This is a genomic window from Allobosea sp. GW821-FHT12C12, assembly GCF_058807355.1.
Window position 1 is genome coordinate 104038 of record NZ_JBXAQP010000013.1, and the last position, 25537, is coordinate 129574.

Annotated in this window: 19 protein-coding genes and 1 tRNA gene; 7 read left to right on the plus strand and 13 right to left on the minus strand. The window is 64.3% G+C overall.

What is annotated here, in order from left to right; genetic code table 11:
• Positions 1-56: 56 nt before the first annotated feature.
• The 7 genes from AC1RRW_RS17840 to AC1RRW_RS17870 form a co-directional block, all read right to left on the minus strand.
• Positions 57-2066, minus strand: a complete 2010-nt coding sequence (locus AC1RRW_RS17840) for a hydantoinase B/oxoprolinase family protein (protein WP_492902401.1) — start codon at positions 2064-2066, stop codon at positions 57-59.
• Positions 2063-4111: a hydantoinase/oxoprolinase family protein gene (locus tag AC1RRW_RS17845; protein ID WP_492902403.1), complete on the minus strand. Its 2049-nt coding sequence runs from the start codon at positions 4109-4111 to the stop codon at positions 2063-2065. The genes AC1RRW_RS17840 and AC1RRW_RS17845 overlap by 4 nt, the downstream gene beginning before the upstream one ends.
• A 109-nt stretch (positions 4112-4220) precedes the next feature.
• Positions 4221-5594 (minus strand): MmgE/PrpD family protein, encoded by a 1374-nt coding sequence (locus tag AC1RRW_RS17850; protein WP_492902405.1) that lies wholly within the window; start codon positions 5592-5594, stop codon positions 4221-4223.
• Positions 5595-5912: 318 nt separating this feature from the next.
• Complete coding sequence (locus AC1RRW_RS17855; RefSeq protein WP_492902407.1) at positions 5913-6749, minus strand: ABC transporter permease; 837 nt, start codon at positions 6747-6749, stop codon at positions 5913-5915.
• The gene (locus AC1RRW_RS17860; RefSeq protein WP_492902409.1) at positions 6746-7618 is read right to left on the minus strand and encodes an ABC transporter permease; all 873 of its coding nucleotides are present in this window, start codon (positions 7616-7618) and stop codon (positions 6746-6748) included. The genes AC1RRW_RS17855 and AC1RRW_RS17860 overlap by 4 nt, the downstream gene beginning before the upstream one ends.
• The gene (locus tag AC1RRW_RS17865) at positions 7602-8666 is read right to left on the minus strand and encodes an ABC transporter ATP-binding protein (RefSeq protein WP_492902411.1); all 1065 of its coding nucleotides are present in this window, start codon (positions 8664-8666) and stop codon (positions 7602-7604) included. The genes AC1RRW_RS17860 and AC1RRW_RS17865 overlap by 17 nt, the downstream gene beginning before the upstream one ends.
• Positions 8667-8750: 84 nt before the next feature.
• Positions 8751-9422 carry a helix-turn-helix domain-containing protein gene (locus AC1RRW_RS17870; RefSeq protein WP_492902413.1) on the minus strand — a complete coding sequence of 224 codons (672 nt, stop codon included), beginning with the start codon at positions 9420-9422 and terminating at the stop codon, positions 8751-8753.
• A gap of 223 nt (positions 9423-9645) precedes the next feature.
• Between AC1RRW_RS17870 and AC1RRW_RS17875 the strand changes: the two genes are divergently transcribed.
• The gene (locus AC1RRW_RS17875) at positions 9646-10686 is read left to right on the plus strand and encodes an ABC transporter substrate-binding protein (RefSeq protein WP_492902415.1); all 1041 of its coding nucleotides are present in this window, start codon (positions 9646-9648) and stop codon (positions 10684-10686) included.
• Positions 10687-11000: 314 nt separating this feature from the next.
• On the opposite strand, the gene AC1RRW_RS17880 is transcribed toward AC1RRW_RS17875, so the two are convergent.
• The 4 genes from AC1RRW_RS17880 to AC1RRW_RS17895 form a co-directional block, all read right to left on the minus strand.
• A complete protein-coding gene (locus AC1RRW_RS17880) occupies positions 11001-12464 on the minus strand; it encodes an NAD-dependent succinate-semialdehyde dehydrogenase (RefSeq protein WP_492902417.1) in 1464 nt (487 codons plus the stop codon).
• 14 nt (positions 12465-12478) lie between these two features.
• Positions 12479-13522: a tartrate dehydrogenase gene (locus AC1RRW_RS17885; protein ID WP_492902419.1), complete on the minus strand. Its 1044-nt coding sequence runs from the start codon at positions 13520-13522 to the stop codon at positions 12479-12481.
• 191 nt (positions 13523-13713) lie between these two features.
• Positions 13714-14814 (minus strand): zinc-binding dehydrogenase, encoded by a 1101-nt coding sequence (locus AC1RRW_RS17890; RefSeq protein WP_492902420.1) that lies wholly within the window; start codon positions 14812-14814, stop codon positions 13714-13716.
• Positions 14815-15160: 346 nt separating this feature from the next.
• A complete protein-coding gene (locus AC1RRW_RS17895) occupies positions 15161-16282 on the minus strand; it encodes an NAD(P)/FAD-dependent oxidoreductase (RefSeq protein ID WP_492902422.1) in 1122 nt (373 codons plus the stop codon).
• 105 nt (positions 16283-16387) lie between these two features.
• On the opposite strand from AC1RRW_RS17895, the gene AC1RRW_RS17900 reads away from it, so the two are divergent.
• The 6 genes from AC1RRW_RS17900 to AC1RRW_RS17925 all read left to right on the plus strand — a co-directional run bounded on the left by AC1RRW_RS17900 (position 16388) and on the right by AC1RRW_RS17925 (position 24633).
• Positions 16388-17278: a LysR family transcriptional regulator gene (locus tag AC1RRW_RS17900; protein ID WP_492902423.1), complete on the plus strand. Its 891-nt coding sequence runs from the start codon at positions 16388-16390 to the stop codon at positions 17276-17278.
• A gap of 88 nt (positions 17279-17366) precedes the next feature.
• On the plus strand, positions 17367-19433 hold the full coding sequence (locus AC1RRW_RS17905; protein ID WP_492902425.1) for a hydantoinase/oxoprolinase family protein: 2067 nt from the start codon (positions 17367-17369) through the stop codon (positions 19431-19433).
• Positions 19434-19437: 4 nt separating this feature from the next.
• Complete coding sequence (locus AC1RRW_RS17910) at positions 19438-21423, plus strand: hydantoinase B/oxoprolinase family protein (protein ID WP_492902427.1); 1986 nt, start codon at positions 19438-19440, stop codon at positions 21421-21423.
• Entirely contained in the window at positions 21420-21716 is a 297-nt protein-coding gene (locus AC1RRW_RS17915; protein ID WP_492902429.1) for a (2Fe-2S)-binding protein, read from the plus strand. Before AC1RRW_RS17910 ends, AC1RRW_RS17915 begins: the two co-directional genes overlap by 4 nt.
• On the plus strand, positions 21713-23083 hold the full coding sequence (locus AC1RRW_RS17920; protein ID WP_492902431.1) for an FAD-dependent oxidoreductase: 1371 nt from the start codon (positions 21713-21715) through the stop codon (positions 23081-23083). The genes AC1RRW_RS17915 and AC1RRW_RS17920 overlap by 4 nt, the downstream gene beginning before the upstream one ends.
• Before the next feature lie 86 nt (positions 23084-23169).
• Complete coding sequence (locus tag AC1RRW_RS17925) at positions 23170-24633, plus strand: aldehyde dehydrogenase family protein (RefSeq protein WP_492902433.1); 1464 nt, start codon at positions 23170-23172, stop codon at positions 24631-24633.
• Here the strand turns inward: AC1RRW_RS17925 and AC1RRW_RS17930 are convergent, their stop codons facing one another.
• Together AC1RRW_RS17930 and AC1RRW_RS17935 are read right to left on the minus strand one after the other, a co-directional pair.
• Positions 24634-24855 (minus strand): hypothetical protein, encoded by a 222-nt coding sequence (locus AC1RRW_RS17930; protein WP_492902434.1) that lies wholly within the window; start codon positions 24853-24855, stop codon positions 24634-24636. It lies immediately after the preceding gene.
• A gap of 407 nt (positions 24856-25262) precedes the next feature.
• Positions 25263-25349 (minus strand) — tRNA-Leu (locus AC1RRW_RS17935).
• Between the last annotated feature and the right edge of the window lie 188 nt (positions 25350-25537).

Sequence of the window (25537 nt, forward strand, 5' to 3'; positions counted from 1 at the left end):
AAATCCGCAGCCGGCTAACGTCCACCGACATGTCCTCTCGACCCGCCCGAGCCCGTTCACGTGACCGCCGGCGTAGAAGTGTCCGGGAGAACCCTTGGCAGGTCGGTGAACCGCATGGTGACTTCGCCATAGGCTCGATAGATATCGGCGGACCCGTCGCCTCCCGCCGGCGGCTCCTTGATCGCGGCGAAGACCCGATGCTTGACGAAATAGCGCCAGGTCACGGGAACCGCTGCGAGGATGCGCGTCAAAGCCGCGTATCGCGGAAGCGTCCAGACCGCCTCGAAGGCGATCCGGTGCGATTCATGGTTGAACTCGGCCCGGTCGGCCTCGCTCGCCATCTCGGCGCGGGCGCGGCCGGTGGCGGCCTCGTCGACGGTGCTATCCACGGTGACGATCACCCCGTAATCGGAACGTGCGCGCTCGATCGAGACGAGGCCGCGCCTGACATCGAGCAGGACCTCCGCCGCCGGCCGCTCCAGGGGCGACCCGTAGCCGCCAGCGCCCGGCCCCTGGATCAGGATAATGTCGCCGGGATCACAATGGACGACGTCCTGCGAGCCGAGGTTTACTTCCGTCAGGCTGCTAGGGTTCTTGACGAAGCGGGAAACTGCGCCGGCCCTTCCTCCCATGAACCCCCAGGAGGAGAAAACCGAGCGGTCTCTGTTGCGGGCCGTGACGAGGGATTGCGGGGCATCGAGCTGAAACTCCATCTCGAGTCCACTTCCGCCGCGATGGCGGCCGGGGCCGCCTGAATCGGGCACCAGGCCGTAGCGCCGGATCGTGATCGGAATTTCCGCCTCGCTGATCTCAACTGGCGTGTTCTTGAGGAAGGAGGCCTGCGCTCCGCTGCCTTCCGCGCCGTCCTGGCGGGCATTGCCGCCAGCGCCGCCACCGACGGGTCCGATGGACGCCATGATCGGCTGGCCCGTCTTCGTGCTGGTCTTGACGTTCATCACGCTGGTCGCGCTGCCTGCGCACGCGGGAAAGCGATCGGGCAGGGCGCGGCAGAAGGCTCCCATCGTAACCGTCTGCGCCAGCGAGCACAAAAGGCTGCGCATGCCGACGGCGGCGGGCTTGACCGCGTTCATCACGGTGCCCTCCGGCAGGACGGCCCGTGTCGGGCGCATCAGGCCTGCGTTCAGCATCATTGTCGGATCGAGGCAATAGAGCGAATAGATCGTGCCGATCGTGACGAGGGAATGCCTTTCCTTGCCGCCGGTCGGCATATTGAGAGACGACGCCAGTTGCGGGTCCGAGCCGGTGAAGTCGAGCGTCAGGGAATCGCCGTGGACCCTGAGGGAGATGGCGATCCGGACGGGATAACCGTTCGCCTGGTCCTCGTCGGCATAATCGGCGAAGAAATACTCGCCATCTGGAATCTGTGTGATCAGCGCGCGGCACTGATTCTCGGCATAGTCCAGGAGCTGCCCGAGGCCGGTGACGAAGCCGTCCGTGCCGAAACGGTCGATAATCTCCTGGATCTTGCGCTCGCCGACGGTGGTGCAGGCGATCTGCGCGTTGAGATCGCCCCAGTTCTGATCCGGCAGGCGCACGTTATGGGCGATCAGATCGACGAGGTCCCGGTTGATGACGCCTGCGCGCATCAGCCGCATCGGCGGGATGCGTAGGCCCTCCTGCTGGATCTCCGTCAGGGTGCGCGACAACGTCGCCGGGACGGCACCGCCCACATCCGTGTTATGGATGTGGTTGCCGACGAAGCAGACGACTTCGCCGTCGCGAAACACCGGCCTCCACATGTGAAGATCGGGCGTATGCGTCGCGACGTTGCCGGAATACGGGTCGCTAGTGACATAGATGTCGCCGTCCTCGTAGTCGAAGAGCTTGATGACGTCGCCATAGTCCAGGCCGGTATACCAGGTCGCGCCAAAGGTCTTGGGCGAGGCGACGGTCAGGCCGTCGCGCGTGAGCACCTGGCAGGAGAAGTCCTCGGTCTCCTTGACGAAGGTCGAGTGGGCCGTCCGCATCAGCGTCCAGCCCATGCTCTCGGCGGCTGCGGCGCAATAATTGGCGAGCACCTGCAGCGTGGTGTTGTCGAGCTTCACGACGCGATCTCCGGGGTGATGCGAAGGTTGGCGTAGGCGTCGACCGTGACCGCCATGCCGGGCGGCACGACGGTCGTGCAGTCCTCCTGCGTGACCACGGCGGGGCCGGAGAAGCTCTGGCCCGGCTTGAGATCAGTGCGCGCGAAGACCGCGACGGAGCGGCTGGCGCCGTCGAGCCAGACCTCGGCATGCCGGCGCGGCCGCGCCGGTTCCGAGATGGGTTCGTGGCGCTGGAACTCCGGTTTCGCGGTCTGGCCGCTGATAACGAGCCGCAGGGAAATCACCTGCACCGCCGCCGCCGGATCGGAATGTCCGTAGACCCGCTTGTGTTCAGCATGGAAGGCGGCGGCCAGGGCCGCCGGGTCGCAGCGCCCGATCGCCTCGGCGTCAAGTGGCGTGTCGAGCTCGAAGGATTGACCGCGATAGCGCATCTCAGCCGAGAAGATCAGCCGCGGCGGACCGGCGTAGCCCTGGTCTTTCCGCAGCCAGTCAAGCGCCTTGACCTTCAGCGCCTCGAACTCGTCGCGGATGGCCGCCGCCGTTGCAGGAACGAGGTCGGCGTAAAGGGTCTTGATGAAATCGCTCCGGACATCGGCGATCAGCCCTCCGAGGGCCGAAAGAACGCCCGGCGTCGGCGGAACGACGGTTTCGAGCATGCTGAGCTCGCGGGCGAGGAAGCAGGCCAGCATCGGCCCCGCCCCGCCGAAGGCGAGACAGGAGAACTCGCGCGGATCGATACCGAAGCGGGAGACCAGGGCGCTGACGTCGGTATACATGCCCGAGACCGCGATCCGGACGATCGCCTCGGCCGTCTCTTCGATATTGCGGCCGAGCCTCTGTGCTAGGTCTCCGACGACGGCGCGCGCCTTGTCGCGATCGATCGTCACCGTCGAGTAGCCGATCTCGGACAGGCCGACGAGGCCGAGCGCGGCGAAGGCGTCGGTGATGGTCGCCCGCTCACCCCCGCGGCCGTAGCAGGCAGGGCCCGGGCGGGAGCCGGCGCTTTCCGGGCCGACCTTCAGGACGCCTTGCGAATCCACCCAGGCGATGGAGCCGCCGCCCTCGCCGATGGAACTGACCGAAACGGAGGGAATGTAGATCTGGAATTCGCCTATCACTTCGCCGATGCCGTATTGTGGCTGACCGTCGACGATGATGGCGACGTCGGCCGAAGTGCCCCCTATGTCGAGGCTCATGCATTTCGCGATGCCGCAGACCTCCGCGACATAGCTGGCGCCGATGACGCCCGCGGCGGTGCCGGACAGGATCATCTGGACGCATTCGCTCTTGCCCTGTTCGGCGGTCATGACCCCGCCATTGGACTTTGTGAGCCGCGGCTCCGGCGTGACGCCGGCACGCCTCAGGGCTTTCTGCAGCGAGCCCAGGTAATGGGCCACGCGCGGCTGGACATAGGCGCCGATCGTGGCGGTGATCGTCCTCTCATATTCCCGGATGATCGGCCAGGTCTCGCTCGACAGGAAGACAGGAAGATTCGGAGCGAACCTTCGGACGAAGCTTTTGACCTGATCCTCGTGAGCGGGATTCCGGTAGCAATGCAGGAGCGAAACGACGATGCCCTCGGCCCCGGCGGCCATGGCGCCTGTAACGGCCGAGGCGATGCTGTCCTCGTCCAGAGCCTGGGCTTCGGTTCCGTTCGCGCGCATGCGCCCGCGGATGCCGAAGACGCGCTCCCGTGGGATCAGCGGCTCGGGACGCTTCGACAGGATGTTATACATGTCGGGAATCTTGAGGCGCGCGACCTCAAGTACGTCGCGGAAATGCTCGGTGGTGAACAGCGCGAGCTTCAGGCCTGTGCGCTGGATGACGGTGTTTATGCCGACCGTCGTGCCATGGGTGAAGTAGCCGATGTCGGATGGCTGGATGCCATACCGCTCGCCGATCAGCCTGATGCCTTCCAGGACTTCCGCGCCGGGTTCGTCCGGGCGGGAGAACACCTTCAACGATTTCAGGCTTCTGGTTTCCTCGTCGAACAGGGCGAAGTCGGTGAACGACCCTCCGATGTCGACTCCGACCCGGTATGCCATCACTTCCTCCTTGGGCCCGGGCGCGCGCCTTTTTCGCACGGGCGCGGCGCTTTGACGTTGCACCCGCCGGTTCGCGGGACAACAATACGAGATGACGAAAGTGATCTCTTCACGAAGTGAGCGCTCCGATCAGATCGGGAGCGGTATGGCGTTCGATCTCATGCAAGAGATTGAGCGCGGTTGCGGCTCTCTTCTGGCCAATGACTGGAGCCGTCATCTCCAGGAACTTGCGATTGACCAGATCCAGCCCGGCGAGGCCTGCCGAGTTGTGGATATCGGACGCTTCGCGATATATCTCGTGAATCTCGCCCGGGACCGTGCGCAAAACGATGCGTGCCGGCATGGCGGTCCGCAGATCCTGGGCCTCGTCAAGCGACGGATCTTGGCGAATTACGATTCTATCGACGAGCCCCTCGACCACGGGATCTTTCAGGTCGGCTTCCTTGAGCCCATGCGAAGGAGACCGCTGAAGCAACTCCAGGGCAGCAAGGTATTTCGCACTGAACTGAGCATCGGTAAGGGATGCGGGCAATTCTCCGCCAAGCGCATGGACCAGATCGCGAAAGCCGTAGATTTCCACATGATCGATGTCGTCCGCGTTCACTTTCGATGCGATTTCGCCGAGCGCGTCGAGCATCGCATGTGTCCATTGGCAGCAGGCGTAGGGCTTGAACTCGACGCCGCGGACGAGCCAGTCCGTTCCCAAACCGGAGACCGTGCTTTCGGGAGCGTAGCGATCCGACCCCGACATGATCCAGAAGCCGTTGGGTCCGTCGAAGATCTCCTGATTGCCGTAGAAGCCGCCTTCCGCGAGCAGGGCGCCGAGAAGCCCCGCATGGCAGGACATGCCGTAGCTGTTCTTCAGCCATGAGTAAGGGCGCGCGCCGTCAACGAATTTTCGAATGCTGGGAACCGGAGCCTGCGCGCCTGCCAATCCAAATGCGCTTCGTATGTGAGAGGGCGGCAGATCCAAGAGGGCGGAAGCGGCAACCACGGCGCCGAAAGTCTGCCAAGGACTAAACCCCATCACCGCGGCCTTGCGCTCGGGGCTGGCGTCTACGGCGCGGCCGATCCTGAGGGATACCTCATAAGCGGCCACCACCGCTTTGAGGAACTGCCGGCCGGACAGCGCCCTGGTTTCCGCCAAGGCCAGTGCGGGCGGAATGATTGTGGCGCCTGGATGCGCCGCGGCGCCGTGGCGGAAACAGTCGTCGAAATCGAGCGCATTCGCATTGTGGCCGCCAATAAACGCCGTCGTCATCAAGCCAAGCTTGTCGCCTGTTCCCAAGACGGTCGCCTTGCCGCTTTCGCAGGTTCTTTTCATCACATCGAGCAGCACTTTCGAGGAATCGACGAAGGCGCCGCCGATCATGCAGGCAACGCTGTCGATGATGCAGAGCTTGGCGCATTCGACAGCGTCGTCGGGGGCATCCCGCAAATCGAAATGTGCTATCCAGTCGGATAAAATGGCAGAAGTTGACATATTCATCATCTTTCCAGCAGGGTGTTGTTGTCGTATTTGAATGTTTTTCTCTGAAAGTATTTTATAGTAGAAGAAATGTTTAGCATTTAACGATGGCGATACGATTTCTGCCTTCCATTCTTACGAATCTATGTGGTCACGGCCCAGCCGGGCGGAATCCGCGCGACCCGCCCCAGGGTCCACCGTGCGTGGCCGAGGGCTTCGCATGGCGACGCCGTCGGCGCAGGAACTCCAGTAATCATCGGCAACCCTTTACACGGCGATGAGCACCTGCGAGGCGAGATCGTTCTCTATAACGCGAGATCGCCGAGCCCCGGCCTAGGCGGCGGTCAGCTTTTCGATGCCGTAGAAGAAGTTCACTATCAGCAGGGTTCCGACCGCGATAAACATCTGCACGGTGGAGATGGCCGCGATCGATGGATCAAACTGGTTCTGCATGTAGTTCAGCATGACTACCGGCAGTGTGTTTGTGCTCGAACTTCCAAAGAAGAACGACAGCGGCAGATTGTCGAGCGAGATCAGAACCGCGAAAAGAGCTCCCGCAAAGATCCCCGGCCGCACCAGCGGCAGCGTGACGTTCAGCAGGGTCTGCAAGCGTGTCGCTCCCAAGGCTGCCGAGGCTTCCTCGAACTCCACAGGGATCGCTCGGTAGGTCGCCAGACACGTTCGAGCGATGTAGGGGATGGCAACGACGGTGTGGGTAATCGTCAGGGCTAGGAACGAGATGCCCAGAGCCAAGGTCGAGAGCCAGTAAAGCAGCGAGAAACCGAGCACGATCGCGGGAACCGATAGTGGGGCAAGAAGGAAGTTCGCGAGCCAGGCTGCCGCCGAGCCACGCGACCGTGCGATCCACAATGCCGCGGGAACTCCCAGAATCGCTCCACCCAGCGCCGAGAGAAACGCGATTTGGATGCTTACGCGCAGCGCGTCGATGAAGGGCTGGTACTCCCAGATTCTCCAATACCAGCGCAGGCTGTAACCTCGGATGGGAAAGCTGATGAACGAGGCCGAGGAAAACGAGGCCCAGACGACGGCCACGATCGGCAGCAGCAAAAAGATCAGAAAGAGCACCACGAAGATGCCAATCCCGACCGCCGCCCAGTTCGGCTTAGCCCTCCGGGCGGTCAAAGGACGCCCACCTACCAGCGTTGTCATGTCTTTACTCCGCGACGCCGCACGATCCGCATCTGAATTGCCAGGCAGATGAGCGCGAATAGCAACAGGACGTTCCCCATGGCGGCGGCAAAGCCGACGTCCTGCGACACGTTGAACTGCTGGTAAATTAGCAGGGAAAGCGTTTTCACGGCTCCTCCGCCCAGCAACAGCATCGTCAGGAAGCTCCCGTTGGTCAGAACGAAGACGAGAATGCACCCAGTGGCGATCCCGTCGAGGCTTAACGGAAACGTCACGGTCAGGAAGGTGCGCAGTTTTCCTGCGCCAAGAATGCGAGCCGATTCCTCGAGTCTGATGTTCACGCCCTGGAGGACGGCGGTGATTGAGAGCACCATGAAGGGGGCCATGACGTGAACCAGGCCGACATAGACCATGACGGGATCGTTCAGGATGTTGATCGGACGGGAGATCACGCCCAGATCCGTCAGCCAGGTATTGAGCAATCCCCGCCTCGAAAGCAGAACTGTCCAGCCGAAGGTCCGCATGATGATCGAAGTCAGCAGCGGAGCGATCAGGCAAAAGACGATCAGGGCATTCCACTTTCCGGCATAGCGGACCATGAAATAGGACACCGGGTATCCCACGATCAGGCACAGCAAGGTCGTGATGATGGAGACCTTGAAGGTCTCGCCCAGGACGCCGAGATAGAACGGATCCGAGAGGAGTTTCTGGTAGTAAAACAGCGTCCGCCCGGCCTCGCCGACGGCAGAGAGGCTCCGCCAGAAATTCCCGACGAGCGGTATCACGAAAAAGACGATGAGGAAGACAACGACAGGGACGGCCCAACTCGACGTCGCCAATTTGAAACTGCCGTGCGCCCGGCTTGTCCCTGCGTTACCGGGCGGCGTCATGGTCCGCCTCCGCGGCGAGCAGAATGGAGGATTCCGCAGCCCATGACAGCCCGACGCGGCCGTCTTCGGGGATCGGGCTTTTCGATTTGCTGTAGACCACGACGGTTTCGTTCTGCTGCTCCAGCGTCAGTTCATAGGCGAAGTAACTGCCCCGGAATACGACGTCCATGACCCTCGCTGGAGGGTTGTTTTCACTGCGGGGAACGAAATCGACGCGCTCTGGCCGAACCGCCAATGTTACCGTCTGCCCCAGCGCGAGTTCGTGTGTCGCCGCCCGTATCTTGGCGAAGCCGCCTTGCCGCAACTTGACGAGCCATTCGCCCCCTTCGACTTCGCCGGCCACGATTCCGCCGAAGATGTTGGCCGTGCCGAGGAACTCCGAGACGAACCGGGTTAGCGGGCGCTCGTAGATTTCGGTCGGACTGCCCACTTGGACGATCTGGCCTTCCGACATCACCGCAATACGATTGCTCATCGTCAGCGCCTCTTCCTGATCGTGGGTGACGAGGATGCAAGTGATGCCCAGACGGCGCTGGATTTCGCGGAGTTCGAACTGCATCCGCTCGCGCAAATTCTTGTCAAGCGCACCAAGCGGCTCGTCCAGAAGCAAGATGGCGGGATCAGTGATCAGTGATCGAGCCAAGCCTATGCGCTGCTGCTGCCCCCCCGACAGTTGATGAATTGCGCGATCCTCGAACCGATCGAGACGCACCAGCCCGAGCATCTCGCGGACGCGCTTGGTCCGCTCGGCGGATGGTATACCTCTGACTTTCAGGCCGTAGGCGACATTCTCGCCGACCGTCATATGGGGAAACAATCCATAGCTCTGGAAGACCATGCCCAGCGCGCGCTTGTTCGGCGGCAGTTCCGTCACGTCCTGACCGCCGATCAGCACACTGCCGGTCGAGGGCATTTCGAAGCCGGCGATGATGCGCAGCGTAGTGGTCTTGCCGCAGCCCGATGGCCCCAGCAGCGCCAGCATCTCGCCGCTTTCAACGCGGAGATTCGTTTCCTTGAGCGCCTGAACCAGGCCGAATGACTTCGTCACTCCGTCAAGTTCAAGTGGAGTAGAACTCGTCATTAGATTTTATTCCCCTGCGTTCCGACAGCATCAGGTTTTATAGAACGATTATCAAATATCGGCATTGAGGCGACGCGATCCCCTAACCCAAAGCACTTTTGCGATTTCACCCGTCGGGTTCTGAAAACTATACGCCGCAGAGCTTTCGAACACGAAGCTATCCCCTTCGAAAAGGAGCGCTTCATCACCCCCGACCCGGAGAAGAAGTTGCCCTGACATGATCATCCCGCCATTCTCGGCGGGATAAGTGAGCGGCTTGTCACCTGACGACGCCCAGGGCTCAATGCTCAGGATCATCAAGCGCAGGTCGTTCGGATCGCCCCGCGATAGAAGTTCCTCGCTCAGATGAGCCAGCTTCACGCGCTGGCGGCCAGAGATACGCGTGACGAAACTCGGATCCTCGCGCCTCTTGGGGAGAGGCGGGGCCTCGCCGAGTAGATCGCTGATGTCCGCCCCCAGGGCGAGCCGCAGCGCGGTCAAGGTCTTGAGCGACGGATTGCCATTTCCGCGCTCGATCTGGCTCAACGCGCCGATCGAAAGTCCTGCGATTTTCGAAAGAGCTTCCAATGAAAGGCCTTTTTCGAGCCTGAGGCGCTTGACGACTGCGCCGAACGCCAGAGTTGTTTCGTCGAAACTCTTAATCCCGACATCGTTGGTGGCACTCGTTGGGGGCGCCATTGCTGACCCTATCCGTATCAAATCCAATCTTTCCTTCATTATCATGAAGATTTGCCTCTCGCAATAGCGCTGTGCCGGGCGGGGTTGGAACATCCCAGTGAATGCGCAAGCTCGGACTCGACAAGGGTTTATGCCGCCTTTCCCGACGCTCGCGGCTTCCGAAAATTAGCCTTGCATGCCAGCCGCATCTTCATAATAATGAAATAGCTGGCTCCGGCAGGTAGTAATGTGCGACCCGCGGGCCATTCTTCAAAAGGAGGGGATTACGATGCGTCGGACACGTTTGAACTTGCGAACCGGCTTAACTGTCGCTGCCGTTCTCTGCGGCAGTTTCACAGCGGCGAAAGCCGCTGATCTGACTGTGGGCGCGTTTGGAGGAATTTGGGAGCAAAGTCTGCGCCGGTGTGCGATCGCCCCGTTCGAGAAGGCCACTGGCAAGAAAGTGGAAGTCTCGCTCGGATCGCCCATCCAATGGCTCAATCAGATAGCGGCGAGCTCGGCCAAGCCGCCGCTGGATGTGCTGTTCAACACCACCGATAGCGCTCACGATGCGATCACCCGTGGATTGGTCGATCCGATGACCGTGGAGAAGGTCGCCAACCTCGCGGACGTTGCGCCCGCCTTTGCCAAGGCCGGCGAGGGGTATGGCGTCCTTCATAACTATGGCGCCATGGGCATCCTGTATAACAAGACAGTGGTGAAGGATCCGCCAAAGACTTGGAAGGAATTCTATGAGGGAGCACTGGCGGGAAAATGGAAGGCATCGATGCCGAACATTAGCTACCCCTCCGCAGGGCTTACGGTTTCGGTCATCCAGCTTGCTGCGACCTATGGCGGCGACATCGACAACGTCCAGCCGGCGTTTGACGTTCTGAAGAAGCTCGTCAAAAGCGGAAACATGACGTTCTGGGTCGACCCCAATCAGGTCCTCAATGCGTTAAATGGAGGCGACATCGATGTCGCCACATATTGGGATGGCCGTGCGTGGAACTTCATCAAGGATGGGCATCCGGACTTTGCATTCGCCTTGCTCGAGCCGGGGAACTACGCTTCTCCCGTCATTGTGCAGAAGGTCAAGAACAGCCCGGAACTGGCCTGGCAGTTCATCAACTCGACATTGAGCGCAGAGGTGCAATCCTGCTTCGGATCGGCGATCGGATATGGGGTCGGCAATACCAAGGCCAAACTCGATCCGTCGGTTGCGGGCCAGATTACGCCTCTCTCCAAGATCCTCCTGCCTCCGGCTGCGGAGATTCCGTCACGGCAGGCCAAGTGGGTTGAAGAGTGGAACAAGCAGGTCGGCCGCTGATCCCGATCTTCCTGATTCATGTGTGCGCGGACGAAGCGGCGGTTACGCCGCTTCGCTCCTCATGCGGCCGGGCGCAGCGTGCGGCTCTGGATTTGCGGGTACTCCGTGCCGGGCATGCGGGGCGGATTGCGGTTCACCGCCCCCCTTGCGGACTATCTGCCGCCCTCGTGAATTGCGCGGGCGGCTTCTCCGCCAGATCTTAGCCACGGACACGCAAGCGCGCAGCCGCGTTGAAAGCGAGAAGGATCATGGCGAGACGGTCGACCGCCGCCTTTTGTCGCGACGCCGCGATTGCATCCGCGCGCCATAGCCGCTCAGCCGAGGCCGCCGATATGGAAGGCCTTGACCTCCAGGTATTCCTCGATGCCGAGCCGCGAGCCTTCGCGGCCGAGGCCCGATTGCTTGACGCCGCCGAAGGGCGCGACCTCCATCGAGATCGCGCCGGTGTTGAGCCCGACCATCCCGAATTCGAGCGCCTCGCCGACACGCCAGGAGCGCCGCATGTCCTGCGTGAAGAAATAGGCGGCGAGCCCGAAGGGCGTGCCGTTGGCGATGCGGATCGCCTCGTCCTCGCTGCCGAAGCGGAACAGCGGCGCGACCGGGCCGAAGGTCTCCTCGCCGGCGAGCTGCATCGCGATGGTCGCATCGCCAAGGACGAGGGGCGTCGCATATTGCGCGCCCTTCGGCATGTCGGCCGCGGCGGCGAGGCGCCGGGCCCCTTTCGCCAAGGCGTCGTCGACATGGCGCGCGATCTTCTCGATCGAGGCGCTGTTGATCATCGGCCCGATATCGACGCCGGCATCGGTGCCGGGGCCGACCTTCATCGCCGCGACGCGGGCCGAAAGCCTGTCGGCGAAGCGATCATAGATGCCGTCCTGCACGAGGATCCGGTTGGCGCAGACGCAGGTCTGGCCGCCATTGCGGAACTTGGAGACGAGCACGCCCTCGATCGCGAGGTCGATATCGGCATCGTCGAAGACGATGAAGGGGGCGTTGCCGCCGAGTTCGAGGCTGAGCCGCTTGATGCCGTCGGAGGCCTGCCGCATCAGCAGCGCGCCCACCCGCGTCGAGCCGGTGAAGGAGATTTTTCTGACGGTCGGGTTGCCGGTGAGCTCGGCGCCGATCGCGGCGGGCATGCCGGTGACGATGTTGATGACGCCGGCCGGGATGCCGGCCCGTTCGGCCAGGACGCCGAGCGCCAGCGCCGAGAAGGGCGTCAGCTCGGACGGCTTGATCACCACGGCGCAGCCCGCCGCCAGGGCCGGCGCCACCTTGCGGGTGATCATGGCGTTCGGAAAGTTCCAGGGGGTGACGATGCCGCAGACGCCGACCGGTTCCTTCATCACGATGATGCGCCTGTCGGCGGTCGGGGCGGGGATCGTCGCGCCGTCGATCCGGCGGGCTTCCTCTGCGAACCATTTGACGAAGGACGCGCCGTAGCGGATTTCGCCGCGCGCCTCCGCCAGCGGCTTGCCCTGCTCGCGCGTCAGGATCAGTGCGAGATCCTCGACATGCTCCAGCATCAGCGCATGCCACTTTTCCAGCAAGGCGGCCCGCTCGGCGTTCGGCCTGGCGCGCCAGGCGCCGAAGGCCGCGGCCGCGGCCTCGATCGCGGCGCGCGTATCGGCGCCATCGGCATCGGGCACCGAGCCGATGGCAGCCTGCGTCGCGGGATCGATCACGTCGAGCGCGCGGCCGGATGCGGCGGCCCGCCACTCGCCGCCTACCAAGCAGGCCTGGCGCAGCAGGGCGGAATCGCGAAGGGCTTGACTGGCCATGAAAGCGGTCTCCGTCAGCCCAGCGCCGAAAGCACGGCGGCGGTGATGTCCTGGGTCTTGTGCCTGCCCGGCTCGGTGCCGACGCCGCGGGCCGTGGCGGCTTCGATCGCCGCCATCACGGCCTTTGCCGCGTCGGCCTCGCCGAGATGATCCAGCATCATCGCGCCCGACCAGATCGCGGCGATCGGATTGGCGATGCCGAGATGGGCGATGTCGGGAGCCGAACCATGGACGGGCTCGAACATCGAGGGTGCATTCCGCTCCGGGTTGATGTTGGCCGAAGCGGCGAAGCCGAGACCGCCCTGGATGGCGGCGCCGAGGTCGGTGAGGATGTCGCCGAACAGGTTGGAAGCAACCACCACGTCGAGGCTCTCGGGCGCCATCACCATGCGCGCGGCCATGGCGTCGATATGGTAGTTCGCGACCTCGACATCGGGATATTCGGCGGCGAGTTTCGCGGTGATCTCGTCCCAGAACACCATCGAGTATTTCTGGGCGTTCGACTTGGTCACCGAGGCGAGCCTGCCGCGGCGCCTGCGCGCCTGCTCGAAGCCGAAGCGCAGGATGCGCTCGACGCCCTTGCGCGTGAAGATCGAGGTCTCGACGGCGACCTCGTCGGCCGTGCCGTTATGGACGCGCCCGCCGGCCCCGGCATACTCGCCCTCGGTGTTCTCGCGGATGCAGAGGATGTCGAAGTCACTCGCGCGCAGCGGCCCCTCGACCCCCGGCAACAGGCGGTGCGGGCGAATATTGGCATATTGCACGAAGGCCTTGCGGATCGGCAGCAGGAGCCCGTGCAGCGACACCGAATCCGGCACGCGCGCCGGCCAGCCGACCGCGCCGAGCAGGATCGCGTCGAAGCCGCGCAGGGTCTCGATGCCGTCCGCCGGCATCATCGCTCCGGTCTTCCCGTAGAAGTCGCAGGACCAGGGAAGGGTCGTCCCATCGAGCCTGAAGCCGCCGCCATGCGCGACCCGGCCCAGCACCTCCCAGGCGGCCTCGGTGACGGCGGTTCCGATGCCGTCCCCCGGGATCAGGGCGATCTTGTAGGATTTCACGGGAGGGCTCCTCAGAGGGCGATCGGGATGCTGCTCGATCTCCGGCGCGCGGGATGGCCCCGCGCCGGTCGTAGCGGTTCAAGCGCCGCCGTCGCTTTGGGCCTGGCCTTCGATCAAGACGCTTGGGCCGCCATGTGGCCGCAGCCCGGAATTGTCACCTGACTGCCTAAATCTGGCGGCGATCGCGGATCTCACGCGCCCCCGATGGAGAATATTCCCCGGCCGGTAATCCTGCCGCGGCGGAGATCGACCAGCGCGCGATCGAAATCCTCGAAGGCGTAGGTGTGGGTGACGAGAGAACGAAGGCCGATCTCGTCACTATCGAACCAGTTCACATAGGTCGTGACATCACGATCTCCCTGGGTGTCGCCGCCGAAGCATCCCTTGATCGAAATGCCGTGGAGCTGGATAAAGCGCAGGTCGAGTTCCGCCGGACTATGAGCGACACCGACAACGACTAGATTGCCTCCAGGGCCGAAGCCGGCCCGTCCTTTGCGGACGATCTTCAATGCATCCGAGAAGGTGGCCGGCGCGGCAACGCAGTCGATCACATGATCGACGCCGCTTACGCCGCGTGCCGCCGCCCATGCCGCGATGGTTTCGTCGAGGCGGGCATGCGTGGTATTGATCAACTGTGTGGCGCCGAGGGTTTTTGCCAAGGCGAGCTTGTCTTCATTCAGGTCGATCGCGAATATCTCACTGGCGCCGAGGGCGCGTGCGGCGACAATCGCCGAGCCGCCCACACCTCCGGCGCCGATGATCGCGATCGTGTCGCCGCGCTTTATCTTTGCACTGTTCATCACCGCGCCGGCTCCCGTCATGACAGCGCATCCGAGGACGGAAAGCGTGGGATGGTCGCAGGTTGTCGGATAAAGAAACGCCTCGTCGGCGACGGCCTCTTCAGCCCAGGTGAAAATGTCCGGCGAGGTCAGTACATGACCGCTATCCGTCTTCAATGTCACTGTTTCGATGGTTCGATCCCCGAGAATCTCGGCTCGCGGCAGCCACGACATGATGACGATGTCATTTGGCTTGACCGAGCCGACTTCCGCTCCAATCTCCGTGACGATTCCCAAGGCTTCATGCCCAAGCAAACGCCCGGGCACGTCGTCCTTCGCGCGGCCCAGGGCGTCCAACTGGTTGAGCTGGCTGTGGCATATTCCACTGGCGATGACTTTGACGGCAGCCTGGTGCGAGAGGGGCGCTGGAACGCTGATGCTCGCAAGGACCGGCTTGTCGTTTCCGGGAACGCCGATGAGTGCACGGTTTATTCTGGGGGAGGGATGTGTCACGTCCAAGATACCTTGTGGTTACGGCTGCAATTGCCGGGCTTTTCCCGCTGGCGGGGTGGAGCCCCGTCCTCGGGGGATCTTCGAGAAACGAATTGCTGAAAGATGATCCACGATGATGGCAGATCGGATGATGCCGGTGCTGTCGGATCGGACTGCAACGGAACGCCGTTAGGATATCGGGCCGACGCTCTGGCCACAGCAGCCTCATCTTGTGTTGAGCCGGCAATCGATCGAACGTATGGCCAGTCTCCATGAGGGCTCGAAACGCCCCTCCAGTTGCCCGAAGCGGTCGCGATTGAATGGCGAGATCGACCGCGATCGGAGACCAAGGCTTCGCTGGCCGCAATCATGCGGTAACGGACATGAAGCGGTCGATGCCGAACGTCGCGAGCGGCGTCTCACATTGACCTGTCACGATGAGTTCGCTCATCGCGTCACCGACACCGGGTCCGAGCTGAAATCCATGTCCGCAGAAGCCAAAGGCGTGGAACAGACCGGGAGTGGTGCCAGAGGCCCCCATAACGGGAAGCCCGTCGGCGACATAACCCTCGCAGCCCGACCATGTCCGAATGACGCTCACCTGCGCGAGGGCCGGCAGGATGGGTAGAAGCGCACGGAGTTGGAGCGGCAAGCGTGCCGGATCGGCCTTTGCATGCCCGCATTCGAGATCGACGGATACGCGCTCTGCCGCGCCGCCGAAGATGATGTTGCCTCTTTCCACCTGGCGAAAGTAGGCGTTCCGCTCCTGAATGCGGGTCCACACACCGACGACAGGCAAGATGCGATGGGGCAATGGCTCGGTTACTCCCATCTGAGGGCCCCGCGCGGTCAATGGAACCTTTTCCCCGAAAGATTCCGCAATGCGGGCGCCCCACGCCCCTGCGGTGTTGAGCAGGATATCGCCGGCCTCCACGCCTGCCGGTCCCTCGACCTGGAAGCCGGCGTCAATGCGCTTGATCGCGGCGACAGGGAACTCCTCGAGCACTCTGGCGCCCAGCGATGCCGCTGCGGAGGCGAATGCCGGCGGAGCCAGACGCGGATTGGCGCTGCCGTCCTGGGCCGAAAAGGAGGCCGCGATCGCCGACGGGCCAAGTCCCGGAAAACGACGCCCGATCTCGGTTGGCGTCAACTCCTCCAGATCAAGGCCCCATGGGCTCGCTGCCGCGCTGAAGGCGCGCATGTCGCGAAGCCCGTCCTGGTCGAAAGCCAGGCGCAGATGCCCGGTTGCGCGAAACTCCACGTCGCGGCCGACGAGACGTTCGACCCTGTTCCAAAGGGCAAGCGACCGCGCCGCAAGCGGAAGCTGTGTCAGATGCCGGCCACTGCGGCGAATGTTGCCGAAGGATGCCACAGTTGCGCCGCTACCGACCCTGTTGCGTTCGATGAGCGTCACCTTGGCCCCTCGCCAAGCGAGGAAAAAGGCCGATGCCGCACCCATCAATCCGCCGCCGAGAACGATAACTCGCACTTCCCTCTCCGCCGCTGGCAGTTGAGGGCATCTTGTTTGCCGCTGCCAATTAGGTCAAAGACGAAGGACGAAACACATCATAAGCTCGACTTATGGAGTTGAATCATGCGCGCACGGCAGATCGAGGTCTTCACTGCGGTCATGCGTACCGGCACGGCGACTGCGGCAGCGCAGGCGCTCAATATTTCGCAGCCGGCGCTGAGCCAAATCTTGCTCCATACCGAGGACGAAATCGGGTTCGCGCTTTTCGAGCGCGTCAAGGGACGCCTGCGCCCGACGCCGGAGGCGCTAGAACTCTTCCCGGAGACCATGCGAATATTCGCGGATCTCGAGGGCCTGCGCCGGAAGACGGCCGATCTTCGGCTTGGACGAACAGGGTTGGTCAGGGTCGCTACCTCGACTCCGGTCGCGCTCCGGATCCTGCCCTCCGTCTTCGAGGCCTTCCGCGCGAAGCATCCGACCGTGACGCTGCGTTCCCACGTCGCGCCTCTTGCCACGATCGTAAGGATGCTGAGAGAGGCAGACGCCAGCCTCGGCCTGGCGATGAATGACGAGCAGCCTCTCGATATCAACGTCGAACGGCTCGGGTCGATCGGCTTTGGCTGGCTGCTGCCCGCTTCGCATCCTCTTGCGACTCGGGAGGTGCTTGATTTCGGTGACCTGGCCAGCGCCGACTTGATCTCCTATCGCAACAACACGCGCCCCTTCGAGGAACTGGCCGCCGCCGCCCGAGCTCGCGGCTGCGAACTCAACATTTCGATGGAAGTCGACGTATCGATCTCGGCGCTCGGATTTGTCCAGGCCGGACTCGGCGTGGCGCTCGTTGACGACCTCCTGCCTTGGGCGAAATTCCATGATGTCGTGTTCCGGCCTCTCGCCGAAAGCCCGCGGTGCCCCCTGGCTTTGCTGACCGCGAGCAATCGGCCCCTGTCCCGCGCGGATGACATCATGCAGCAGCATCTCCGGGCCGTCGCCGGCGAAATCCTATCTGCATAAGTCGGGCTTATATGTGATGACGCTAAGCGTCTTGGACCGGGTCGAGGAAGGCTGGCAGCTTGCCGGCTAGAGCTTCGGGAAGGTGCCAATGCCCATACATGCCGCCTCACACACCGACGACTGGAAGATCGGCGTCGATATCGGTGGAACCTTCATAGACTTCTGCGCCCTCGAAACGAGGACGGGCCGGGTGACCTCCCTCAAGGTGCTGACGACGCCCGACGATCCGGGAGCGGAGCTCATTACCGGGCTTTCGCTCTTGGCCGAGCGCGAAGGTCTCGATCCCGCAACGGTGACCCGCTTCGTCCACGGCACGACCGTCGGGATCAACACCATCATCCAGCGCAAGGGCGCTTCGCTCGCGCTCTTCACCAATGCCGGTTTCGAGGACGTGATCGAGCTCGCGCGCCTGCGGATGCCCGACATGTACTCGCTCTTTTGCTCGCGCCCCGAGCCGCTGATCCCGCGAGACCGCATTTTCGGCCTTCCCGTGCGTTTGCGTGCCGACGGAACCGAGAGCCTCCCCCCCGACACGGAAGCCATTGCCCACGCCGTCGAGTCTGCCCGTGCTCGCGGCGCCGAGGGGATCATCGTCTCCTTGCTCCATTCCTGGCGCAATCCCGCGCAAGAGGCTTCGATCCGCGACGAAATCGCCCGTCTTGCGCCCGATCTCTTCACTTTCACCAGCGCCGAGATCTGGCCGGTCATTCGCGAATACGAGCGTAGCTCGACCGCCATCCTGAATGGCTATGTCCATCCCCGTGTCGCAGGCTATCTGGGCGCGCTCGAGGCGCGTCTAGCCGAGCGGGGCGTGCCCGCCCGGCCGATGCTGACGAAGTCCAACGGCGGCCTGATGAACGCGGCGGAAGGCAAGCGGTCCTGCGTGAACATGCTCCTCTCGGGCACGGCCTCCGGCGTGATCGGCGCGGCCTGGCTCGCGCGGCAGGCCGGGCTCGGCCGGGTCCTGACGCTCGATATCGGCGGCACATCGGCTGACTTCGCCCTGATCGTCGATGGCCGGGCTCAGTACGGCACCGGCGAACTGATCGGTGAGTTCCCGCTCTACATTCCTTCGGTCTCGGTCAGCTCGATCGGAATCGGCGGAGGCTCGATCGCCTCGGTCGATGCCCAGGGAGTGCTCCGCGTCGGGCCGGAATCCGCGGGTTCAACCCCGGGCCCGGCCTGCTATGGCCGTGGCGGCACGCGCGCCACGGTGACCGATGCGATGGTCGTCTGCGGCTGGCTCGGCCACAGCCTCATGGCTTACGGCCAGCTCTCGATGGATGTGGCGCGCGCCCGTGCCGTCGTGGGCGAACTCGCCCAGGCTCTCGACCGCGGCGTCGAGGAGACGGCGCAGTCGATTCTGAACATCGCCATCTCCGAAATGTTCGTCGAAGTGGAAAAGCTGGCCTCGCGCGCCGGCGTCGACCTGAGGGATTTCACGCTGATGCCTTTCGGCGGCGGCGGCCCGATGCTCGGCGCCTTTCTCGCGCGGGAACTCGGCCTCGCCAGCGTGATGGCGCCGCGTCGCCCGGGCGTGGTCTCGGCGCTCGGCGGCCTCGTGGCGGACCTTCGGGGCGACTTCGTCCGTACCGTCTTCACGCCGCTCGAGCCCGCTACCTTGCCGGCGCTGGCCGGCACGTCGGAGCAATTGTCGGTCGATGGGCGCGTCTGGCTTGCCGAGCAGGGCCACGAAGGACCCGTAGAGCTGCGCCTCTCGGCCGATATGCGCTATGCCGGCCAGAGCTACGAGATCGAGGTGCCGTTGCAGCCTCGCTGGCTGGTCGATGGCGATGTCGGCGCGGTGGCATCGGCCTTCCACGACGAACATGCGCGGGTCTACGACTTCAACGACGACGCGGTGAGAATCGAGGTCGTGAACCTGCGCCTTGCTGCGATCGGGGCGGGGCCTGCGCTGACGTTGCCGGAAGCCGACGCTGTTCCGTCTCAAGCCGCGCCTGCCCGTTACCTGCCGATCCATGTCGGCGGCGCCACCAGGCAGGTGCCGCTGTACGAACGGGCGGATCTCACCGCGGGGGCCTGTTTCTCCGGTCCGGCTGTCGTCGCGCAGGAGGATACGACGTTCGCGATCCCCGAAGGCGCGACGGCCAAGGTCGACCGCCATATCAATATTCATCTGAGCTTTTCGGAGTAGATCCATGTTCGACCGTGCCAACCTTCAGGTTTTGGCCAATCACGCCCGTGCCGCGGCTGAGAACATGGCGTATACTCTGCATCGCACGGCGCATTCGGCCTTTGTCAAGGAGACGCAGGACTTCACGGTGATGCTGATGGATCGGCGGGGGCGCACCTTCGCCGTGCCGATGGAACTCGGCGCCACCTGGTATCCGGGCCTTACCTATGGCCGCGCGATCGAGATGATCGACAACTATGCTCCCGGAGACGTCGCCTTCACGAATGATCCGTATTCCGGCCATGTCGCGACCCATGCGCCCGACACCCATCTCTGGAAGCCGGTCTTCGTGGACGGCGAGATCATCGCCTGGGCCGGGGGCCACATCCACAACACCGACATGGGAGGTGCCGTGCCGGCCTCGCTGTCGCGCGCCCTGACCGAGATACACCAGGAGGGCCTGCGCTTCCCGCCCATGAAGCTGGTCCGCGAAGGCGTCTTCGACGAGCAGATCCTGCGGATCATGACGACGAACGTCCGCAAGCCGGAGCTCAATGTCGGCGACATCAAGGCCCTCGTCGGCGCGCTCAACACGGGTGAGCGCAAGGTGCTGCAGATGGTGAAGAAATTCGGAAAGGAGTCCTTCCTCGCCGGCGTCGACGCGCTTCTCGACCACGCCGAGGCCCAGGCCCGCCAGGTGCTGCGCGGGATCCCCGATGGAACCTGGATCTTCTGTGATTATGCCGACGAGGACTCGGTCGAGGCCAACCCGTGCCGCCTGAAGCTCACCCTGACGATCCGGGGCGAGGAGGCCGTACTCGACTTCACCGGCTCCGACCCGCAGCTCGGCTCCTCCCTGAACGTGCCTTCGGGCGGCGATCCCCGGCATACGATCCTGCTCGTCGGAATCTACTACGTTCTCTACACGCTAAACCCGCAGATCCTGCTCAATACCGGCCTGACGCGTCCTTTCACCTGCGTCACGCCCGAGGGGACAGTGCTGAATCCGGCATCGCCGGCGGCGGTGGGAATGCGCTCGCTCACCTGCGCACGCCTGCGTTCAGTGATTTTCGGCGCCTTCAGCCAGGCCATCCCGGATCGCCTACCGGCGGCGCCGGCAGGAAACAACTGTATCATCAACGTCATGACGACCGACGAGCGCACGAAGCGCACGGTCATCGCCGCCGTAAACCCGGTGGTTGGCGGCGGCGGCGGGATGCCTTATCGCGACGGCACCAACGGCTCGGGGGCCGACGCGGCCTATCTGAAGAATACGCCGATCGAGATCACCGAGACGGAGACGCCGGTCGAGTTCATCCACTACGGCCTAGCGCGGGACAGCGGCGGGCCAGGGCGCTGGCGGGGAGGGCTTGCAACGGTCATGGCCTTCCGCGTCTTCGCTCCCGACAGCCGCATCACCGCGCGCAATCGGGACCGGAGCTTCTTCCGGCCCTGGGGCGTGCTCGGCGGCCGCGCGGCGGGGCTCTCCGACATGGTGGTGAATCCCGGCACTCCCGACGAGCGGCGGCTCGGCAACATCGACACGGCGGTCCTGCAGCCGGGCGACGTGCTCGAGATCCGGTCCGCCGGCGGCGGCGGGCGAGGGGATCCCTTCGCGCGCGAGGCCGACCGCGTCGCGACCGATGTCGCGCGAGGTTACGTGTCGGAAGCAGCGGCACGCGCCGAGTACGGCGTGGCGCTCAGGGACGGCAACGTCGATGTCGAGGCGACCGCGCTGCTCCGGGTCGAGAGGGCCGGGCCGGGCGGCCACTTCGATTTCGGCCCCGAAAGGACGGGTTACGAGGCGCAATGGACCGATACGGCCTATGACCGGCTGACCGGCATTCTCGCAGCCCTGCCGATCCACTGGCGCTTCTTCGCCAAGACCGAGATCTTCCGGCGGATGAAGGGGCGTTCGGGGCTGGCGGGGTTAGAGCAAGCCTATGCTGAAACCTGTGCCCGCTTCCCAGGACTGCCCCGTGTGGCGCCTCTCACAGAGGCGGCGGAATGACAGGCAGGGTGCAGCGCCTCGCCGAGTTTCGGCGGGCGCCGGTCGTCTTCGTTCTCAATGGCGAGGAGGCGACGGCGCTGCGCGGAGACACCGTGCTGACCGCCGTGCTCTCGGTCCATGACCGGTTGCGGACGGCCGAGTTCGGGCCGGAAGGGCGTGCTGGCTTCTGTCTGATGGGAGCGTGCCAGGACTGCTGGATCTGGCAGGAGGCTGGCCCTCGCATTCGAGCCTGCTCGACCCCGCTGATCGAGGGCATGCGTCTCCTGACCACGTCGCCGGAGAGCTGGCGATGATCTCTCCACGTATCGCCGTCGTCGGCGCGGGACCCGCAGGAATCCGGGCGGCGGAAACGCTCGTCGCGGCGGGCCTGCGCCCTGTCGTCATCGACGAGGCCGTCCGCGCCGGCGGCCAGATCTATCGCCGTCCGCCGGAGGGCTTCACGCGACCGCCGCAGGCGCTTTACGGGTCCGAAGCAGTCAAGGCCCGGGCGTTGCATGGCTTGTTCGACGGTCTCGCCGAGTCAGGGAAGGTGGAGCATCGCGCGTCGACATCCGTTCATGCGCTTTTCGACGGAGTGCTCCATGCCAATGGGCCCGGAGGTTTCGTCACGGTGCGTGCGGACCGGGTGATCCTCGCGACCGGAGCGACGGATCGCGTGGCGCCGGTGCCAGGCTGGCAATCGGCGGGGGTTTTCACGCTCGGGGCGGCGCAGATCGCGCTCAAGTCGCAGGGCGTGACGTTCGGACAGCGGATTGTGCTGGCGGGAAGCGGTCCGCTTCTCACGCTGGTGGCCGTGCAACTCGTCGAGGCCGGGGCGAACGTCGCCGCGGTGCTCGACACCGCGGCGATGAGAACCCAATGTCGGGGAGCGGCGGGACTCGCCGCCCGGCCCGGAGTCGCCCTCCGGGGAATCGGGATGCGGCTGCGCCTCGGACGGCGTTATCGCGCCGGCGTGGAACTCCTGCGGATCGAGAACGGCGCGACCGGTCTGAAGGCCATGCATTGGCGCGACGTGACGGGCGAGCACCGGACGGAGTGCGATATGGTCGGGCTTGGCTGGCATCTCCGCTCCGAGACTCAGCTTGCCGACCTCGCCGGAGCGACCTTCGCCTATGACCCGCTTTGGCGGCAATGGCTGCCTCGGGTGGACGCCCTGGGCCGGGCCGCGCCCGTGGTCTGGCTTGCCGGCGACGGGACGAGGCCGCGCGGCGCGGATGCGGCTGAGGTAACCGGACGGCTCGCCGCCATAGGCTGCCTGCGGGATCTGGGGATTCCCGCTCCGGACCCCGGGCCGGATCTGCGCCGTCTCGCCCGACTGGAGCGCTTTGCCGCTGGAATTGCGCGGGCCTTTCCGTGGCCCGCGGCGGCTATACAGGCGCTGCCCGACGCCAGCATCCTGTGTCGCTGCGAAGGCATTACGGCAGGCGCCCTGCGCGCAAGCCTCGCGCTCTCCGGCCCCGAAGCCAACCGGTCCAAGGCGATTTCGCGTCTCGGCATGGGGCGGTGCCAAGGTCGGTTCTGCCATCTCGCCGGAGCCGAAATCATCGCCGCCGCCGCTGAACGAGAATGTGCAGAAATCGGCCGTCTCCGCAGTCAAGCGCCCGTTCGCCCTGTCGCAATCGCGGCGGTGCAGCCCACGCCTTCGCCACATGTGCCGTAACCGGGAAACATGCATCATCCGGGAGCGGCCAGATCGAACGTTCCGGCAAGCTTCTATCCATACGCAATGCACGCTCGAGGCCCGTTATGTCGCTCTCCTTTGATCCTAGCTCCATCGCTCTGCCCGCGGGCCACTACATCGATGGTGGCTATGTTTCTGGTGCCGAGGCGATTCAGGTTCTGGCGCCATCTGACGGTCGCTGCCTGCGGGCGATCCCGCGCGCCGATGCCGGCGTCGTCGACCTGGCGGTGCGTTCGGCTCAAGCTGCGTTGAAACGTTCGGGCTGGGGGCGGGCCCGGCCCCGCGACCGGGTCAACGCGATGCATGCCTGGGCCGATCTGATGGAACGCGAAGCAGAGACGCTCGCCCGGCTCGAAGCCCTCTGCTCCACACGTCCTATCGCGCAAGCCATTCCGGGCGACATCGCGATTTCAATCGAACAGATCCGCTTCTTCGCCGAATTCGCGGACAAGGAAGGCGGTGACGTCGTTCCGACCGACGCCGAGCATCTTGGCCTCATCGCCGCGGAGCCCTATGGCGTGATCGGGGCGATCACGCCCTGGAACTTCCCCGTCGCGCTCGCCGCCTGGAAACTTGGTCCCGCGCTGGCTGCGGGCAACGCGGTGATCCTGAAACCCTCCGAGCTGACGCCCTGGTCGACGCTTTACATGGCTGAACTGGCCGTGCGCGCGGGCCTTCCGGCCGGGCTTTTCAACGTGGTGCTCGGCGACGGGCCCACGACCGGTGCGGAACTCGTCTCGCATCCCGGTGTCGCCAAGATCTCCTTTACCGGATCGACACGGGCTGGCGCCGCTATCATGGAAAACAATGCCCGCACCGGGATGCGCCCGATGACGCTCGAACTCGGGGGAAAATCACCGCAGGTGGTCTTTGCCGATGCCGATCTCGACCTGGCAGCCGATTGCGTTGCGCGCGGGATCGTCGCCAATGCCGGGCAGGTCTGCGTCGCGGGCTCGCGCCTGGTCGTAGCGCGCGGAGCCGCAGACGAGCTTGCCGAGCGTATCGTCGCGAAGATGGCCAGACCCATTCCCGGGCCGACCTGGGACGAGGCCAGCCAGTTTTCTCCGATCATCTCCGAGAGGCAACTCGAGAGGATCGATGGCATCGTGGCCGCGGCCCGCGCCGCCGGAGCCGACGTGCTCTGCGGCGGAGGGCGGTTTCAGTGCGAGGGCAGTTTCTACCAGCCCACGCTTCTTGCCGGCGTCGACAGTCGTTCACCAGCCATCACCGAGGAGGTCTTTGGCCCGGTGCTTACGCTCCAGACCTTCGACGAGGAGGACGAGGCGTTCGACCTGTCGCGTCACGCGACCTACGGCTTGGCCTCCGGCATCTATACGCGCGATCTCGCGCGCGCGATCCGAGCGTCTCACGCCATGGAAGCCGGCACTGTCTGGATCAACCGCTACGGTCGCTCGCGCGATCACATCCTGCCGACAGGGGGCTGGAAGGCTTCGGGCCTTGGCAAGGACCTCGGGCGCGAAGCCTATCGAGCGAACTTGCGTCAGAAATCCATTCTCATCGCGCTTTGACTAGCCGAAGACCGCCGCGGTGGCGCATCGGTCGATGGGGCGGGAGCGCGCTGGCTTCTCGAAGAAGGCCATGGCGCTGATCCGCAGATCATCTGTCGACACCCTCGCGCGCCAGGGCCTGACGCGCGCGTGGCCCTTCGGGTGGAGCTCGCGTAGCACGTTCGCGTCGAGCAGGTAGATCGTCACGGAATCGGGTGCGGCGCCAATGGTGTGTTTCGGCACGCAAAAGATTGGGCGCCGATCGGGGGCAACATTGCGTGCCGTTTGACACTCTGGGTGCGCGTCAGCGGCTGCGGCGCTTTGGCGAGCCCATCGAAGTACTGATCGGCGCGTGCGCAGCCAGGCGGAACCGCGTCTTGGCGGTCTGGGGACCTTGGTCCTGAGCGACATGAACACCTTGTCGGTGACGGTCACAGTGGCGTGGGTGTCGCCGATGGGAAGCGTGAGGATGCGGCCGCGCGGTGTCGCGCAGCGCCTTCTTGACCTTCACGTTGAGGTAGTAGGAACCCTGCTTGGTAGTGAAGGGTCGGGACATTGCGAGTGCCATGGTGTCAAACCGCGGTGTCAAAGCGGATACCATGCAACTCGTTATCAATGCTTAACTCTTTGACGCCAAAGGCGAAAAAGAGTGGTGCCCAGGAGAGGACTCGAACCTCCACGCCCTTGCGAGCGCCAGCACCTGAAGCTGGTGCGTCTACCAATTCCGCCACCTGGGCAACGGCGGTTCGTTTACGGGGGCCGGCCGGGCCTGTCAACGCCGTCCGACGCAATCGGTGACGTTTCGACGAAAACAGCCGGGCCGCCTCGATGGCGGCGCGGATTCGACCCTCAGAACTCCTCCCATCCGGCGTCTCCGGCGCGAGCGTTGGCGGCCTTCCTGGCCGGTGGGCGCGGGGCGGGGGCG

Coding starts and splice junctions, on each gene's coding strand:
- AC1RRW_RS17845 (WP_492902403.1), bottom strand. CDS start 4,111: ATGGCATACCGGGTCGGAGTCGACATCGGAGGGTCGTTCACCGACTTC.
- AC1RRW_RS17850 (WP_492902405.1), bottom strand. CDS start 5,594: ATGTCAACTTCTGCCATTTTATCCGACTGGATAGCACATTTCGATTTG.
- AC1RRW_RS17855 (WP_492902407.1), bottom strand. CDS start 6,749: ATGACAACGCTGGTAGGTGGGCGTCCTTTGACCGCCCGGAGGGCTAAG.
- AC1RRW_RS17860 (WP_492902409.1), bottom strand. CDS start 7,618: ATGACGCCGCCCGGTAACGCAGGGACAAGCCGGGCGCACGGCAGTTTC.
- AC1RRW_RS17870 (WP_492902413.1), bottom strand. CDS start 9,422: ATGATAATGAAGGAAAGATTGGATTTGATACGGATAGGGTCAGCAATG.
- AC1RRW_RS17875 (WP_492902415.1), top strand. CDS start 9,646: ATGCGTCGGACACGTTTGAACTTGCGAACCGGCTTAACTGTCGCTGCC.
- AC1RRW_RS17880 (WP_492902417.1), bottom strand. CDS start 12,464: ATGGCCAGTCAAGCCCTTCGCGATTCCGCCCTGCTGCGCCAGGCCTGC.
- AC1RRW_RS17900 (WP_492902423.1), top strand. CDS start 16,388: ATGCGCGCACGGCAGATCGAGGTCTTCACTGCGGTCATGCGTACCGGC.
- AC1RRW_RS17905 (WP_492902425.1), top strand. CDS start 17,367: ATGCCCATACATGCCGCCTCACACACCGACGACTGGAAGATCGGCGTC.
- AC1RRW_RS17910 (WP_492902427.1), top strand. CDS start 19,438: ATGTTCGACCGTGCCAACCTTCAGGTTTTGGCCAATCACGCCCGTGCC.
- AC1RRW_RS17915 (WP_492902429.1), top strand. CDS start 21,420: ATGACAGGCAGGGTGCAGCGCCTCGCCGAGTTTCGGCGGGCGCCGGTC.
- AC1RRW_RS17920 (WP_492902431.1), top strand. CDS start 21,713: ATGATCTCTCCACGTATCGCCGTCGTCGGCGCGGGACCCGCAGGAATC.
- AC1RRW_RS17925 (WP_492902433.1), top strand. CDS start 23,170: ATGTCGCTCTCCTTTGATCCTAGCTCCATCGCTCTGCCCGCGGGCCAC.